At 71.4% G+C, this 17,120-nt stretch carries 8 protein-coding genes; 4 read left to right on the top strand and 4 right to left on the bottom strand.

The features are described 5' to 3' along the window. The first annotated feature begins 41 nt into the window (after positions 1–41). On the top strand, positions 42–5,597 hold the full coding sequence (locus E6P78_RS22105; protein WP_136205373.1) for a DNA methyltransferase: 5,556 nt from the start codon (positions 42–44) through the stop codon (positions 5,595–5,597). A gap of 84 nt (positions 5,598–5,681) precedes the next feature. Here E6P78_RS22105 and E6P78_RS22100 read toward each other — a convergent pair whose 3' ends face one another. The 4 genes from E6P78_RS22100 to E6P78_RS22085 form a co-directional block, all read right to left on the bottom strand. Then, a complete protein-coding gene (locus E6P78_RS22100; RefSeq protein WP_136205372.1) occupies positions 5,682–6,014 on the bottom strand; it encodes a hypothetical protein in 333 nt (110 codons plus the stop codon). Continuing rightward, on the bottom strand, positions 6,011–6,289 hold the full coding sequence (locus E6P78_RS22095; RefSeq protein WP_136205371.1) for a hypothetical protein: 279 nt from the start codon (positions 6,287–6,289) through the stop codon (positions 6,011–6,013). The genes E6P78_RS22100 and E6P78_RS22095 overlap by 4 nt, the downstream gene beginning before the upstream one ends. Before the next feature lie 122 nt (positions 6,290–6,411). Continuing rightward, positions 6,412–6,639: a hypothetical protein gene (locus E6P78_RS22090; protein WP_136205370.1), complete on the bottom strand. Its 228-nt coding sequence runs from the start codon at positions 6,637–6,639 to the stop codon at positions 6,412–6,414. Next, entirely contained in the window at positions 6,636–7,004 is a 369-nt protein-coding gene (locus E6P78_RS22085; RefSeq protein ID WP_136205369.1) for a hypothetical protein, read from the bottom strand. The genes E6P78_RS22090 and E6P78_RS22085 overlap by 4 nt, the downstream gene beginning before the upstream one ends. A 158-nt stretch (positions 7,005–7,162) precedes the next feature. Between E6P78_RS22085 and E6P78_RS22080 the strand changes: the two genes are divergently transcribed. The 3 genes from E6P78_RS22080 to E6P78_RS22070 all read left to right on the top strand — a co-directional run bounded on the left by E6P78_RS22080 (position 7,163) and on the right by E6P78_RS22070 (position 17,005). After that, entirely contained in the window at positions 7,163–7,390 is a 228-nt protein-coding gene (locus E6P78_RS22080) for a winged helix-turn-helix domain-containing protein (RefSeq protein ID WP_240799316.1), read from the top strand. 154 nt (positions 7,391–7,544) lie between these two features. Further along, positions 7,545–14,630, top strand: a complete 7,086-nt coding sequence (locus tag E6P78_RS22075) for a DEAD/DEAH box helicase (protein ID WP_136205367.1) — start codon at positions 7,545–7,547, stop codon at positions 14,628–14,630. Continuing rightward, entirely contained in the window at positions 14,627–17,005 is a 2,379-nt protein-coding gene (locus tag E6P78_RS22070; protein WP_136205366.1) for an ATP-dependent helicase, read from the top strand. Before E6P78_RS22075 ends, E6P78_RS22070 begins: the two co-directional genes overlap by 4 nt. Positions 17,006–17,120: the final 115 nt, after the last annotated feature.

Genomic DNA, 17,120 nt, shown 5'->3' with positions numbered 1-17,120 from the left:
CTCGACCTCCCCACCATGAACAGCGAGCAGGAGCAGCAGGCGTGACGTTCGACTCCCTGATCAACGAGCGCGAGTACCTCCCGTCCTTCTACCTGGACGACATCCTGCCGAAGCAGCTCGCGAGCGGCCCCCTCAAGCAGTGGTCGGCGCGCGAACGCCAGGGTGAGGCCACGCCCCGGCAGAACCTGCGCGATCTGACCCGCCCCTACATGGACGTCCGGGCCGTGCTCGCCCCGGACGCCGAGAAGTACAACGGGCTGCCGTACGCACCGGCGGTCGCCGCGCAGGCGGCGGCCGCGGCCGTGCTGAAGGCGGTCGGCCCGGACACGGAACCGCCGGCCTTCCAGCCGCTGCAGGAGCCCGAGGCGGAGGCCGACAGCACACCCGAGGGCGAGTGGCGGGGCGCGCTGGACGGCTGGCACGAACGCCTGCTGAAGGCGCTGGGCTTCGACCCGCGTCCCGGGCACTTCACCGCCCGCACCCCGACCGGTCCGATCGCCGTGCCCGTGGCCCACGCGGAGCCCGGCGTCGTCGTCCTGGCCGGTGGTTTCGCCGAGGACCTGGACGCCACACGCGGCGACGGCCCGGCGAACCTCCTCGCCGCACCGGTTCGTCTCTCGGCCTCGAAGACCCTGACGACCGTCCGCGAGCTGGCCTCCTGGGTACTGAACGCGGACAACGCCCCGCGCTACGCGCTGCTGCTGTTCGGCGGGGTGCTGATCCTCGCGGACAAGCAGCAGTTCTCCCGTGGCCGCTACCTCGCCGTGAACCTGGACACCGCCCTCCCCCGCAAGGCGGCCAAGGGGGCCAAGGCCAACGAGATCGACCTGATCGCGGCGGTCTTCGCGGCCTCGTCCCTGCGCCCGGCCGAGGACGGCTCGGACGACGAGATCGCCAAGCTGGTCGCCGAGTCCCGGGACCACTCGGTGGGCGTGACCGCGGAACTCCGCGTCGGCCTCCAGAAGTCCGTCCAGCTCATCGCGAACGAGGTGCTCGGGCGGGCGCGCACGGAGTTCGGGGTCCACCCGGATGACCTGCCGGAGTGGCTGCCCGGCGCCCTGCCGGAGCACGGCGACCTGCCGCGCCTGCTCACCGAGGAGTCGCTGCGCTACCTGTACCGCATCCTGTTCCTGCTGTACGCCGAGGCCCGGCCCGAGCTCGACATCCTGCCGGTGAAGAGCGAGGCGTACGCCTCCGGATACAGCGTGGCCCGGCTGCGTGAGCTCGTGGTCCAGGAGAAGCTGGGCAGCGCGTCCCGCGACGGGTTCCACTTCCACGAGTCCCTCTCCCTGCTCTTCGAGAAGGTGTTCAACGGCCACCCGGTGGCGAACACGGTCACCGACCGGAGCGCGCCCGTCGAGGAGGCCCCGGAGCTGGCCGAGGACGACGGCCACGAGAGCGTACGCATCGAGGCGCTGCGCTCACGGCTCTTCGACCCCACCTCGATAAAGCTGGTCGGGCAGCGGATCGACTACCCGGAACCGACCCGTCGCGACGGCTCACCGGCCCCTGCGACCCCCCTGGACCTGCGCCTGCGCAACAAGGTGCTGCACCAGGTCCTGCGCCATCTGACCCTGGTCGAGGGCAAGGGCAAGGGCCGGGGCGGGTTCATCAGCTACGCCAACCTCAGCATCAACCACCTCGGCGCGGTGTACGAGGGCCTGATGTCGTACACCGGTTTCATCGCCGAGAAGCCGATGTACGAGGTCGCCAAGGGCGGCAACCCGGAGGGCGGGTCCTGGCTGATCACGACCGACCAGGTCCGCAGCGGGCTCTACTCGGACGCGCCGGGCGACAGCGTCTTCGTCAAGGAGGACGCCGTCAACCCTGAGACGGGCGTGCCCGACTCGGTGGTGCACGAGGTCGGTTCGTACGTGTACCGGCTGGCCGGCCGGGATCGGCAGACCAGTGCCTCGTACTACACACCGGAGTCCCTGACCCGGGCGACGGTTGAGCAGACGCTGCGCTTCCGCCTCGACGACGAGGGGCGCATCGACCCGCGCGAACCGGAGAAGTCCGGCGTCACGGCGGCGGAGGTGCTGCGCTGGCGGGTGTGCGAGCCCGCTCTCGGCTCCGGCGCGTTCCTGAACGAGGCGGTCAACCAGCTGGCCGAGCTGTATCTGAAGCTGGCGCAGAAGGAGCGGGGCGAGCAGATCGACCCGGAGGAGTACCCGCGCGAGTTCCAGAAGGCCAAGGCGTACATCGCCCTCCACAACGCGTACGGCGTCGACCTCAACAGGACCGCGGTGGAGCTGGCGGAGATCTCTCTGTGGCTCAACACCATGTACCCGGGGATGCGGGCGCCCTGGTACGGGCTGCACCTCCACCGGGGCAACTCGCTGATCGGCGCGGCGCGCAAGGTGTACCCGGGGAAGTCGCTGGGTGACGGCGGCTGGCTGAAGTCCTCCGGCCGCCAGGCGCCGAAGGCGGTCCCGCTGACGGAGGCGCTGGGGGGCAGCGGCGTGCACCGGCCGGTGCACCAGTTCCTGCTACCGGCGCTCGGGTGGGGCTCGGTCGGCGACTCGGTGTCGGTGCGGAAGGCCACCGGGAAGAGCGTGGTGGCGGGGGCGGTGGCGGAGTGGCTGGACCCGTCGCTCATCGAGGCGATGCGGAAGTGGCGCTCGGCGATGCGGCGGGCGCCGAAGGGTGAGAAGAGGGCGTCGGCCTCGGTTTCGGCCTCCGCTTCGGGGAAGGCCGCGACGAGCCAGGCGACCGTCCTGAAGCGGGAGGAACGGACCGGGCAGGGGGCGCTGGACCTGGGCCTGGACATCTGGGAGCAGTCGGGCTTCGACTTCGCGGCGGCGTCGGCTGCTGACGCCGCGCCCGCGCCCGCGCCCGCCAAGCGTGTCGCCTCTTCGGCGGCCGGTACGAACGCGGACGACGGCTCTTACGGGCAGACGGGCCGCCTGCGGGCGCTGGCCGAGCGGGTGGAGTACCTGTGGGGCCTGGTCCGGCTGCGGCTTGAGCTGTCGGAGCAGGAGATCTCGCGTGACATCCCGGTGTGGGGTGCGGAGGGGGACGGCAAGCGGTCGGCGCCGGTGATGGACCGGGAGGCCGTGCTTGAGGCGCTGGAGGCGCCTGGCAGCCCGTACTGGCGGCTGAAGCAGGTCATGGACGCGTGGTGCGCGCTGTGGTTCTGGCCGCTGGAGGAGGTCGCGCTTTTGGACGGCACGGCGCCGGACTACTTCAACGGGGCGCAGGACCTGAAGAAGCTCGGCAAGGGCGCCATGGACCGGAAGGTGGCGTTGCGGAACCTGGACGAGTGGATCGAGTTCGCGGAGTCGGTCGTCGGCCGGGTTGACGTGGAGCCGGGGAAGGATGCCGGTTCGCTGTTCGAGATGCCGAAGGTCAACGGGCTCAAGGGACTTGATGAGTTCGAGCGGACCCTCGACGACAAGATGACCGAGATCTCGGGGTGGGTGGACTTCCTGAGCCTGGGCGACCTGTTCCCGTGGCACGGGACGGCGGTGCGCATCGCGAGGGAGCGGGGGTTCCTGCACTGGGAGCTGGACTTCGCGCATGTGTTTGCGGGGGGTGGGTTCGACTTGATGGTGGGGAACCCGCCGTGGGTGCAGCAGGAGTGGAAGGAAGGCGGGGTCCTCGCGGAGTTCGAGCCGTGGTTCGAGCTCGCGGAGAAGCCGAGTAATGAGGCGTGGGCTGATCACAAGGCCGCAGTTCTGGGCGGGCAGACGGCCCAGTCGGCGTTCCTGGGAGAACTGGCAGACTCGGCAGCGTTGTCGTGCTACTTGGCGTCGGTGGACACCCATCCGGAGCTGGTGGGGACGCAGCCAGATCTGTATCGGGCGTTCATGTTGCTGGTGTGGCGGGCGACGGGAGAGCGTGGCGCGGCAGGGCTCATTCATCCGACGACCCACTTGACCGGCTCCAAGGAAGGAATTCTCCGAAAGGCCGCCTACCGTCACCTGCGCTTGCACGCAGACTTCGTGAACGAGCTCTACCTCTTCACCCTCCCGGTCGGTCACAGCACGCACTTCAGCGTGAACGTCTACGGAAGCGGCCGAGAGATCCGCTTCCAGCACCTCAGCTGGCTGGCGCATCCTCTGGTGCTCTCCGAGTCGCTACGGCACGACGGCAGAGGTGACGCACCCGGTGTCAAGTACAACGGCGCTTGGGACACTCGACCGCACGCGAAGCGCGTAGTCACGGTGAATCAGTCCACGCTTACCAAGTGGCAGAAGTTGGCAGGGGAGGAAAACCCACCGCCTGTCGAAGAAACCAAGTTGCTGTTTCCTGTCACTACGTCCGAGGAGTCGGCAATTGCTGCCCTCGCCAGGTGGCCACATCGGCTCGGCGCATTGCGTCCACGCATCAGTTCTGGGCTCCACGAAAAGAGCGACCGGACCGCTGGCTACTTCACCTGGGACTCCGGCCCGGCAAATAGCTGGAGCGACGTCATCCTTCAGGGGCCATTTTTCGGCATCGCCACGCCTTTCGCTAAGCGGCCAATCGATGGAGCTCGCACTTCAGTCCAAGTGGAGCCCTGGGCTGCAATGAACCTTCACGATGACGAGATTCCGCGAACTAACTACCGCCCAGCAGGATCACGTGCGCGCTTTGTCGCGACACAAGCTCGTTGGGTGGACTACAAACGCCTCGCACAACTGAAGGCTTTCCCGGCAGCGGTTCATGCTGCGGAGGGCGACATCTTGGCAGCCAGGCCGGAGCTGAGTGACAGCTCCCGAGAGGAGGCTGTCGATGCCCTGCTGAGGGAAGCGAGCACCCGCCCCTACACGGATTTCTTTCGCGTCGCATGGCGAGAGATGGTCCCATCGAACACTGAGCGAAGTCTCTTTGCCAGCGTGGTACCGCCCGGTGCAACTCACGTCAATGCTGTACTTAGCACCGCGCTGGCTTCAAACCTGCAAACTGCGCTCGTTGCAGGGTTTTTGGCTTCGCTGCCCCTCGATTACGCTCTCAGAGCCTCAAGTCGTGGCCACCTAAACGTCTCAGATGCAGAGACCATGCCGGCCCCTACTTCGTGCCACCCCCTCGCTCAATCGCTCCTCCTCCGCACCCTCCGCCTCAACGCCCAGACCAACGCCTACGCCCCCCTCTGGGAAGAGCTCTACGACTCAGCCTGGCAGCAGGACACCTGGGCCGCCGCCACCCGTTGGCCCGACGACACGCCCTCGCTCGCCGAGGGCGTCGGCCCCGCCTGGACTCGCGACGCCCCCCTCCGCGCGGAGTTCGCCCGCCGCGCCGCCCTCGTAGAGATCGACGCCCTCGTAGCCGTATGGCTAGGCATCAGCGCCGACGAGCTCGTCGCCATGTATCGCGCCCGGTTCCCCGTACTTCAGCAGTACGAGGAGAACATGTGGTTCGACGCGACGGGACGCCGGATCGCCAAGGCGCACCAGCAGCACGGGTACGGGCAGCCGAAGGACGCCTGGAAGCAGCTCAGCTCCCACGAGAGCTTCCCGCTCGAAGCGAACGTGCCCGACGGGTACGAGGGGCCCCTGTACCAAGCCAACCGGGTCGAGGAAATGCGGGCCGCGCACGCGGAGTTCACGCGTCGGATGCGGGCCGTCGGGTGGGAGCCCGGGGACACGGAGCCGCCGGAGTCCACCGAGCAGTAGGCCGGGCCCGAACGCAGTCCGCCCCGCCTCCCTCAGGGAGAACGGGGCGGACAAGCGGGCCGCGCTATGGAACCATGGGCGGGGTCAGAACTCGGCGGGGTAGTCGTCGATCCTGATCACGCGGGCGAGGTAGAACCCGCGCTCCCCCTTCTCCGTAGCGGTCTCGTGGAACTCGACGAGGCCGAGGCCGCGCGGCATGGCCGACACACACGCTCCGGGAAGTCCCGGGAGTGGCCGGCCGCTGGGAGGAAGCACGCCCAGCTCCAGGGCCTCGCGCATCTCGACCATGACGGAGGAGACGGCCGACATCACGTCGGCGGGAGTGTCGAGGCTGAAGAGGACCTCTTCGACCTGCGGCGAGAGGGTCAGCGGGTCTTCCTCCTCGGGACCCTCGCACCAGTCATCCTCAGCACTCACCGCCCATGCTCCCGCAGCTCCCGCATGACCGTGGACGCCGAGCGCCCCGGGGCCGTGCCCGCCTTCACCGCAGCGGCTGTACGCGCGGTCTGCGGGTCTCCTGCCACCTGGACGAGCAGCCACCAGTTCGTGAGCACCTCCCCGATCGTCTCGGGGGTCGCTTCACCCATCTCGCGGTAGAACTCCATGCGCTGCGCAGCAGGCAACGCGGCTGCTACGGCGTTCTGCGTGCGCGGGATCGGCTGCGGGTCGGAGTGGATCGGCTGCGTAGTCACGGTGACCTCCAGGGTGGGCCCCGCCAGCGTATCCGGCGGAGCCGTGGACGTGTCGGGGCCGACGCGGAGTGCCTTGGCCCAGCCACGGTGGAACGCGAGCACCGTCACCGCCCCGCGCGGACTCACTCGGCACCGTCCCGGTCCCCGCCGCGCCCGCTCGGGAAGAGGTCGATCACGTCCGGCACCGGCGGGAAGTGGGGGGCGCACTTCGGGCACGCGTACATGTTCCATCCGGGCCCGGAATTCTGGTGCACCTCGGCCACGACCACGGGTGCGTCCGTGACGAGGTAGCAGCGCACGCAGAGGCGGACCGGTTTCCGCGCGGGCGTACGGGGAGTCGACTCGCTCACCAGGCCGCCCCCGCCGCGTGCACGTCCCGGGCATCCAGGTCGATACCGAAGTCCGCCGCCATCACGAGGCTGAGCCGCCGCAGATGCTGCCGGGCGCGCTCCTCCTGCCGCTCGTACGCGGCGAGGTAGGGGCGGACGAGGGCGCTGTCCTCCCCGGCGAGCCGTTCCCCGAGCCCGTACGGGGACCTCGGCCGGGTGGCGCGTTCCTGAGCGCGTTGTCGGGCCGGAACGCCGGTCGGGCCGACTCCTTCCGGCCGCCGGACGGAGGTCGGGGCGGTCGGCTGCGGGCCAACCCCGCGTCGTCCTGAACCAGGCGCCAGCACGCCCAGCAGCCACGCAAGCAGCGCGGCGATAAGGTTTCGCATAGCCGAAGCTCCAATCTTCGGTGTGCCCCTGAGCGATCCCTACGCCGGATCTCTCAGGGGCGTTTTCGTGTGCACACCCAGTCTAGGCACACTGTGCACAGCGTGCACAGTGTGCTTCCCAAAGTGCGGCTTGCGCAGTGTGCACAGACGATGGAGATGTGATCTATGAATGGCAGCGGGTGGCCAACGACATCGAGCGACGCATCCGCGCTGGAGAGATCCCGCCGGGCGGACGAGTCGAGAACGAGCGCGAACTGGCGGACGTCTACAACGTCAGCGCGGGAACCGTCCGTCGCGCTGTCCGAGAGCTGCGCGAGCGCGGACTCGTCGAGACCCTCCCCGCAAAGGGCTCGTACGTCGTAGACGTACTGCCCCCCGCGGACTGACCCCCGCCCCGGCCGATTCCGGACCCACTGTCCGACCCCGGACGTAAAGTGGGCGGGGCCGGGGGCGGATGATCACCCGCGGCCGACGTCACACGTCGCAAGGCGCGTCCGGGAGCGCCCGGAGCAGGACACAGGGGGAGGGCCGGCGGGCACCATGCGTCCCACACTCGCCGCGCAGGCGCTGCGCGACACCACGGTCGAGTATCTGACCACCACGTTCGCGCTCGCCGAGCCCGACACCCAGAGGGCCCTCACCGAGTTCCTCACAGACCCGGCCGACGGGCTCTTCCGCGGGCCGTACCACCGGCTCCGGCGGCCGTTCCGGGCGGCCGAGGACGGTTGGCAGCAGCACCTCGACTGGTACAAGGGCGGTTTCTGGCCGTACGCGCACCAGGCAGAGGCGTTCGCCCGGCTGACGACCAAGGGCGGGCGCGTCCCGCAGGCGACCCTCGTCACGACCGGCACGGGCTCCGGCAAGACGGAGGCGTTCCTCGTCCCCGTCATCGACCACTGCCGGCGGGCCAAGGCGGCCGGGAAGCACGGGATCAAGGCCGTGCTGCTCTATCCGATGAACGCGCTCGCGGGTGACCAGGCGGACCGAATCGGCGAGCTGCTGGAGGACGAGCGGCTCCGGGACGTGACCGCCGGGCTCTACATCGGTGAGGCCAGCTCCACGAAGAACGGTTCCCCGTACGGGCGGGTCGCCGTCGACCGGGCGGAGATACGGCGGAATCCGCCGGACATCCTGATCACGAACTACAAGATGCTGGACCTGCTGCTCCAGCGGCAGCAGGACGCCCCGCTGTGGGCCGACGCGGACCTCGCGTACATCGTGATCGATGAGTTCCACACGTACGACGGGGCCCAGGGCACCGACGTCGCCATGCTGCTGCGGCGGCTCGGCGTGGTCGTCGGAGCGGCCGAGGAGGGGCGGCCGCTGGGCTCGATCTGCCCGGTGGCCACCTCGGCGACGCTCGGTGAGTCGCCCGTGCGGGACCGGCAGGACCAGGGCGGTGCGGGCGGTTCCCGGGCCATGCTGAACGTGGCGTCGCAGGTGTTCGGGGTGCGCTTTCCGGACGACGCCGTGGTCGGGGAGGACCGGCGGGAGCTGAACTCCTTCCTCTCCCCCGTGGACGTGTGGTTGCCGCTGCCCTCGCCTGCCCAGGTCGCGGCCCTGCCCGATCCGCCCGCGCGCGACGGCGGGCTCGACGAGGTCTCCCGGCTTGTGCTGGGCTGCGACACGTCCGACGCCCGCGAGATGGGGCGCCGCCTCCTCGCGCACCCGCTCACCCACGACCTGCTGACCGCCGACGTGGACCAGCCGCTCACGGCCGGGGAGATCCTGGCGGCCTTCCCCGCCGGCTCCGCATGGCGGGTGACGGCGGCGCAGGACCCGGAGACCGCCGCCAAGGCGCTGGCCCGGTTCATCGCGCTGATCTCCGTGGCGCGTGACCCGGGGGCTCCCGCCGGCCAGGACCGGCCGCTGCTGCTCGTCGAGACGCACCTGTGGGTGCGTGCGCTCTCCCGGGTGCTGCGCTTCGTCGCGCCGCAGCCCGCCTTCTCGTGGACGGACGCCGACCGGGCGGCCTCCGCCTCCGTGACATCCGCCGCGCAGGCGGACCGGAACCGCGTCGTGCCGCGGGCCGGGCGGCTGCCGTCGGCGTACTGCCGGCACTGCGGCCGCTCCGGCTGGAGCGCCGTATGCCCCGAGCGCAACCCGACCTCCCTCGTCTCCGCGCCCGACGACGTCTACCGGCTCAGCGCGGGCGGCGGGGCAGGCAAGGCCCGGGTGCGGGCGCTCATCGCGGCGACGCCCGCCGAGGCGGCGAACCAGGCGCGGCAGGCACTCGGCCGGAGCATGCGGCGCGGGAAGCGGGCGGCGGTCCGCGAAGCGACCGTGCTGGTCCTGGAGGACAACGGGGAGGCGCTGCGCCGGATAGACCCCGACGAGGTGCTGCGCCCCGACGGATCGATCGCCGAGGCCCCGGAGAACGGGGTGTTCGTCAAGGCGTGGTTCGACAACGCCGACCAGGACGCGTACGCCAAGCAGGACCGCTGCCCGGCCTGCGGGCAGGCCCAGGGCATCCGGTTCCTCGGTGCCGGTGTGGCCCCGCTCGCCTCGGTGGCGGTCACCCAGCTGTTCACCGGCGGGGAGCTGCCGAAGAAGGACGCCGACGGCAACGACGCGCGCAAGACGCTGATCTTCAACGACTCCGTGCAGGACGCGGCGCACCGGGCCGGATTCGTCGCGTCGCGCGCCTGGAAGTTCTCGCTGCGTTCGCTCGTGCAGGAACAGCTGGCACAGCGCTCGGCGGAGGAACCGGACTTCGCCGACGAGGGCGTGCCGCTGAACGAGCTGATCGCCGCGCTGGTGAAGCGGGCCTCCGTGGACAAGGAGAAGCTGCTCGCGTCCGTCGTGCCGCCCGACCTGCACGACGTGGACAAGGTGAAGCGGCTCCTGGCGGGCAAGAAGCGGCTGCCCAAGGGGACGTGGGAACTGGTCGGTGAGCGGCTGGCGTTCAACACCCTGCTGGAGTTCGGACTGAACTCGCGGGCGGGCCGCACCCTGGAGCTCACCCGCACGGTGGCGGCGGAGGTGTATCTGCCGGACCCGACAACCGCTGCCGAGCTCGCGGAAGGGCTATACAGGGAGCACCTGCGCCGGCAGCTGCCCGTGGACCCCGAGGAAGCGGCGGAGGACGACGGACCCGCCGGGGAATCCGCTCCTCCGGTCCTGCCCGCTTCCGGGCCGGACCGGCTGCGCCGCTTCGAGGGGTTCGTCCGCGGACTCCTGGAACACGTGCGGACCAGCGGCGGCATCCGGCACAAGTGGCTGGACGAGTTCATCAACGCCGAGGGGCGCAACCGCTACCCCGTCTGGGGCGGACGCCCCGAAGGGATGCAGGCCTTCGGCTGGAACTCGGACGCGCCCGCCTTCGTCCTGGTGGGGTCGCGATCGGGCCGTACGGACTTCGAGCGGGCCGACACCAAGGAGAGCTGGTACGCCGACTTCGCCGCACGCTGCCTGGGCATGGACCGGGCCCTCGCCGCCGGCTACCTCGCCGAGCTGCTGCCGCGGCTGGCCGACCCGGAGATCGGCGCCCTGGCCCGCCGGCGTACCGGCCAGGAGGCGGCGGGCCGGGGAAACCAGGACCACGGGACCTACGGGCTCACCCCCGGGCACATCCGGGTGCGGCCGCTGACCGACGAGCAGACTGCGCACGCGGCGCTGGCCTGCCCGGAGTGCGGCTGGACGCAGACCGTGCCGCCGGAGCGGGTGCCGGTGTGGCAGGGCCTGCCCTGCCCGCTCAAGGGCTGTGAGGGGCAGTTGGCGGTGCCCTCGACCGAGGCGCCCGGCAGGGCCGGCCGGGACTACCGGGCGGACTACTACCGGCAGCTGTACCGGGACGCGGGGCCGTACAGCGTGGTCGCCGCCGAACACACCGGGGTGCTCACCCGCAAGGAGCGCGAAGAGGTCGAGAAGGGCTTCCGGCAGGGCGTCCGGCACACCGACCCCAACGTGCTGTCCTGCACGCCCACCCTCGAACTGGGCATCGACATCGGTCAGTTGGAGGCGGTCGTTTTGGCCTCCCTGCCGCCGACCACCGCCGGATACGTCCAGCGCGTCGGCCGGGCCGGCCGCTCGACGGGCAACGCGCTCATGGTGTCGCTCGCCGACACCAGCCCGCGCGCCCTCTACCACCTGGCCGAGCCACGGCAGTTGATCGCGGGGCGGATCCTGCCTCCCGGCTGCTTCCTGTCGGCGGGCGAGCTGCTGCGCCGCCAGTACGTCGCCCATCTCGTCGACCTGGCCGCGCGCGGGCGCCTGGAGGGCGTGACCCCGCTGCCCGACCGGGTGACGGCCCTGTTCGGGCGGGTCGGCTGGCTGCGGCGGTTCTCCCAGGCCGTGACCGGGCGCAGGGATCTGGCCGACGACTTCCTGAAGCTGTTCCCGGAGATCGACGGTGTGCCCGACTCCGGGGTCTCCCGCGATGCCCGTGCGTCGCTGCACCGCTATGCGGCGGGGAAGCTGGCCGAGGCCCTGCGGGACGCCGAGGAGGACTGGGAGGCCGAGCGGGCCGAGCTCGTGGACCGGCGCGCCCGGATCAACGAGGCGGCCGAGGCCCTGCACGAGAACGTGGAGGACGAGGCACGGGAGCAGCGCAACCTCGCCCGGGAGGCCAGGGCCGTCGGGGGGCAGCTCCAGGAGTTCGCGCAGGCCGGGGCTCAGGCGTTCCTGGTCCAGCGGGGTCTGCTGCCGAACTACAGCCTGGTGGAGGGCGGTGTGCGCCTCGAGGCCGCGCTGACCCGCAAGGAGCCCGCCAGGCGTACCCGTGATGCGGCGGGTGCCGACGCGGAGAAGGCTCCCGCGTCGCAGTGGCGCACGGAGAGCCGGACCTACACCCGGCCGGCCGAGTCCGCGCTCACCGAGCTCGCCCCCGGGAACTCGTACTACGTCCTCGGCTACCACCACACCATCGACGGTTTCGATCTCGGTCCGCGCCCCAAGGACGGCGAGGACGAGGCCCGTCCGGCGGTGGCCGCCTGGCGCGTCTGCCGGGAGTGCGGGCACGTCCGCACGAAAAACGCCGAGACCGACACCTCGCCCTGCCCCCGCTGCGGCGGCCCCGGCATCGGCGGCCGGGCCGCGCTGCACCACGTGATCGTCCCGCACAAGGTGACCTCCCGGGACAAGCGGGACGACGCCCGGATCATCGACGACGTCGACACGCGCACCCAGCGGCACTACTCGACGGCCACGGCGGTGGACATCGACCCGGCCGCGATCAAGGAGAGCTGGCGTCACACGGGGGCCACGTTCGGCGTCGACCACGTGCGCGAGGCGGTCATCCGGAGGTTCAACCTCGGGCCCGCCAGGGCGAACCGCCGCCCCGACACGTACTTCGCCGGCACCGAGGTCACCGTCACCCCCTTCGTGCTCTGCCCGCTGTGCGGGGGTGCCACCGACCGCGATCCCGGCCACGCCCCCGTACAGGAGGAGCTGTCCGAATCCCTCGCCGGACGGCCGGAGCTCGCCCACCACCGCCCCTGGTGCCCCACCCGGCGCCGCGGCCGGGCCGTCCAGGCCCAGGACCGGCGGGTGATCACCGCGACCGAGCACCGCACCGAGGCGCTGCGCATCCTGCTGCCCGCCGCGACCCTGCACGTGCCGGAACGCCTGGCGTCCTTCTCCGCCGCCCTGCACCTGGGGCTCGCACTGCGCTACGGCGGCGACCCCGCGCACATCCGGTCCACCCCGAGCACGGAACCGGACCGCGAGACCGGGCTGACCCGCAACTACCTGGTGCTCTACGACTCGCTGCCCGGCGGCACGGGCTATCTGCAACGGCTCGTCGAGCGCGTGGGCGACGAATTCCGGGCGGTGCTGGCGGCGGCGCAGGAATACCTGCGCGCCTGCCCGTGCGAGAACGGGCCCCGGCGCGCGTGTCACCTCTGTCTGCTGGGATACGCGCCGGAGCGCGAATATCCGCTCCTGGACCGCCTCGAAGCGCTGTGGATGCTCGACGACGTGCTCGGTGCGGACGGGCACAGCCGGTGGGACGTCAAGCCGCTCCGCAAGGACCGGGCGGGGCGCGCGGAGGCTGAGGAGGAGGACCGCAGGCGCTTCGCCCGGCAGGCCCAGAGCGATCTCGAGCGGCGGTTCATCGACTGCCTCGACCGCTGGCTCGACGATCCCGCGAACAAGGCCGACGTGGAGCACGAGGAGACCCCGACCGGACGCCAGGGCAAGCAGTTCACGCTACGCCGTCGGGACGGCTCCCCGATCCGCTGGGAGTCCGTCGCACAGAAGCCGCTGCACGCCCAGGGCACGGTGCCGGACCTGCTGCTGCGCCCCGTCGCGGGTGAGACCACGTCGGACGGGGCGCCGCCCGTGCCGGTGGCCGTCTACCTGGACGGCTACCGGTGGCACGCCTCCACGGCGACGAACCGGATCGCGGGGGACGCCGCCAAGCGGGCCCGGCTCCGGGCCGACGGCATGCTGGTCTGGCAGATCACCTGGGACGACGTCATGGCCTGGGACAAGGAGCTGCGGACCCGGGCCGGCCGCGGTGCGGCGGCGGACGGGGACGAGGGCGCACAGGCCCTCACCCCCGCCCTGGCCGGGCCGTCGGCGCAGGCCGCGTGGCCGCCGTACGCCGTCGACGGGGACGCCACACCGGGCGGCCGGGCCCGGGCCAACTGGGCGCGGCAGCGGCAGGACCCGGCCGAGATCGACCGGCTGTTCGCCGGTGCCGTCCCCGCCCTCCTCGCCTTCCTCGCAGACCCCGACCTGCGGCGCTGGCACGCGCTGGCCCGGCTGTGCGTGGGGGGTCTGCTTCCGTTGGCGAAGCGGGAGGAGGTGGTCGACGCCTCCCCCGAGGCGGCCGTCGCGTGGATAGAGGCGACGCTGCGGGGCGACGCCCGGCCGCCGGTGAGCGGTCAGGGGCTGAAGCTCTACCCCGTACGCGACGGCTCAGGCCTGCCGCTGACGTTGATCGGTGACGCCCGGACGAAGCCGCAGGGGCTGAGCGCACTGGCCGTGCTCGACGACCGTGCGGAGGCCGTCGCCGGGGACAGCGACACGCACCGGCGGCGCTGGAAGGCGTGGCTGTGCTGGGGCAACGTACTCCAGTTCCTGGATCCGGCCGGGACCGGCCGGGCCGACGGTCTGCAACTCGCCCGCAGCGAGTTGGACTCCTTCGACGCGGGACTGCTGGCGGCCACGGCCGTACGAGCCGGCGGGCTCCTGCCGGCCCTGCGCGAGGAGCTGCCGGGCACGGGGCTCGTGCTGCCGGAAGCGGAGCGGGAGGACCCGGGCGCTGCGCCGGAGGCGGCGGCCGAGGCGGCTCCCCGCACGTCGCCGCAGGCCGACGGTGCGCGTGCGGTGCCGACGGAGCTGGAACGCGCCGCGTGGGATCTCGTCCTTCGTGAGCTGTCGTACGTGGGCGACCCGGCGATCGAGGTCCTCGCCACGGCACTCGCCGAGCGCGGCCAGGTGCGGGCCGCCGAGGCGGGCTGGGACGCCCCCGGTCTCTCCAGGCCGCTCGAACTCGCCTGGCCGGACCGCAGGATCGCGGTCGTCCTGGACGAGGACGCGGCCGACGACGCGTACATGGAGCAGTGTCACGCGGCCGGGTGGCAGGTCCGGGCGCCGGGCGGCTGGGACGAGAAGGAGCTCGCCGCCCTGCTGGACGACCGGCGGGAGAGCGTATCCGGAGAGGGAGGGGACCGGTCATGAGCCAGGGAGTCCGGACACAGGTCACGGTCACACCGCAGGCCAACGAGGACATCCGGCGCCTCGACGCGGCCACGAAGAACGCGGTGGGCGACTTCGTCCGCCGGCTGCGCACCGACCGGTCCAACAGGGCGCTGCGGCTGGTCTTCCTGCGGGAGACGGGCGGAAACGGGCGTCTGTTCCTCGCCTCCCTCGACGGCAGTCGCATGGGGCTGCTCCTCGAGACCGAGGAGAACCGCTTCAGTCTGCTGGCCCTCCGGATCGGGCCGGCGGCACGGGACGAACTCGCCCGGCTGACCGTGGAGATCAACGCGGTCTCCGGCGGTGTCGAGCTCGTCGACCAGAGCGAGGTCAGCGCCCAGGTGGTGGCGATGCCCGCACGGCCGGAGCCCGATCCGGCACCGGATGCCGTGCCGGCGGAAGCCCCGGCCGCCGAAGAGGCCGCCTCGCCTTCCGAACCCGTGCCGACCGCTCTCCCGGTCCCGCTCTTCGCCCGCTACGGCGACGGGGAGCTGGTCGAGCTCGGTGTCATCGCCTCCCTGCTGCCCGCCCTGCGGCGCATCACCGACGGCCGCCAGCTGGAGGCCGTGCTCGGTCACAACCTCCCGGGGCTCACCCGGGAGGTGCTGCTGGCGCTGCACGACGGCATGGAGCCGTCCCAGGTGCGCGCGTTCGTCACCGACCAGTGGCGGGCCGACGGACGAGTCGACCCACAGGACTGGGCGCAGGCCGCTCGGCGCCCCGTCTCCCAGGTGAGCACGGAGGACGCGGCGGTCCTGGACGCGCTCGGGGACGGTTTCGAGGCGTGGCGGCTCTTTCTCCATCCCGAGCAGCGCCGGCTCGCCACCACGTCCTTCAAGGGATCGGCGAAGGTCACGGGCGGGCCGGGTACCGGCAAGACCGTCGTGGCGCTCCACCGGGTCCGGTACCTCGTCGACCGGCTCCCCCCGGGCCGGACCCGGCCCGTGCTGCTGACCACGTACAACACGAATCTCGCCGCCGACCTGAGGGAGCGCCTGCACCGGCTCGGCGGTGACGCGCTCGTGCGCCGGGTCGACGTCAAGTCCGTGGACCAGGTCGCCCGGGAGGTGGTCGAGCAGCATCCCGGTTCGGTGCTCGGTACGCCCATGGGCGACGAGGAGGCCATGGCGCTCTGGCACCGCGCGTGCACGGAGGTGGGTGTCTTCGACTACGACGCCGACTTCCTGGACGCGGAGTTCAAGCACGTCATCCTCGCGCAGGGCTGCGGAACGGAGCGTCTGTACTTCCGCGCGGAACGCAAAGGCCGGGGAGTGCTGCAACGGGCCGACCGGAAAAAGGTGTGGGAGCTGGTGCAGACGTACCGCTCGCTGCTGGACGGTCCGCCCCGCCGCACCACGTACGCGCTGATCGCCGACGAGGCCGCGCGGATCGAGGGGCGCCACATGGCGAAGGCCGTCGAGCAGGCACGCTACAAGGAGGAGCACGGCGGCCTGGACCTCGTCCATCGTGAGGCCGGAAGTGGCATGTGGCTCAAGCCCCGCTACCGGCATGTGGTCGTCGACGAGGCCCAGGACCTGTCGGCCTCCCACTGGCGGATGCTGCGGGCGATGACGGCCCCCGGGCCGGACGACATCTTCCTGGTCGGTGACGCCCACCAGCGCATCTACTCGCACCAGGTGGTGCTGGGCCGGCTCGGCATCAACACCCCTGGACGGGCCTCCCGACGGCTGACCCTGAACTACCGCACGACGCGGGAGATCCTGGGCAGCGCCCACGGCCTGGTCCACGGTGAGAGCTTCGACGATCTCGACGACGGGGCCGACACCCTGGACGGGTACCGGTCCGTACTGACCGGGCTGGCTCCTCAGTACTGGCGTGCTCCCGACTGGGAGACCGAGATGCGGGCGATCGCCGCCCTGCTCAAGGAACGTCACGAGCGCTACGGCACTCCGTACGCCGCCATGGCCGTCAGCGTGCCCGACAAGGACGCCGTCACACAGCTCGCCTACACGCTGGCGTGCAAGCCGTTCCTGATTCCCGCGAGCGAGATCGGCCGGGAGGGCCCCCGCGACGTCGACACCGTGCACATCGGCACCATGCACCGGTTCAAGGGGCTGGAATTCCAGCGGGTGTTCCTGGCGGGTGTCAGCGAAGGCTTGATTCCCCATCAGCGCATCGAGACCTTCAGGCTGAGCAGTCCCGACCGGTATCGCCAGGAGGAGCAGCGAGCCCGCTCCCTGCTCTTCGTGGCGGCGACCCGGGCACGGGACGAGTTGATCGTCACCTGGCACGGCAGAGCAAGCCGTTACCTGCCCCGGCAGGCCGACCGCAACGCCGGCCGCGCGTCGTCCCTGTTGCGGGAGGACGGTCCGCCTTCGGGTTCAAACGCGGCCTGACGCCACATGACCTCAGGTCAGGCCCTCTTGTCCGCAGGTTACAGAAGCGCCACGCATTTCGCTTGCGAGGTCATCGGAAACGCTTCGACGATTTCCACGGACTCGCGACGCCGGC

This window comes from Streptomyces sp. A0958, assembly GCF_004795035.1.
Classification (GTDB): domain Bacteria; phylum Actinomycetota; class Actinomycetes; order Streptomycetales; family Streptomycetaceae; genus Streptomyces.
Note: the sequence above shows the minus strand (reverse complement) of the source record. Positions and strands in the feature narration are given on the sequence as shown.

Coding starts and splice junctions, on each gene's coding strand:
- E6P78_RS22075 (WP_136205367.1), top strand. CDS start 7,545: ATGCGTCCCACACTCGCCGCGCAGGCGCTGCGCGACACCACGGTCGAG.
- E6P78_RS22070 (WP_136205366.1), top strand. CDS start 14,627: ATGAGCCAGGGAGTCCGGACACAGGTCACGGTCACACCGCAGGCCAAC.
- E6P78_RS22085 (WP_136205369.1), bottom strand. CDS start 7,004: ATGCGAAACCTTATCGCCGCGCTGCTTGCGTGGCTGCTGGGCGTGCTG.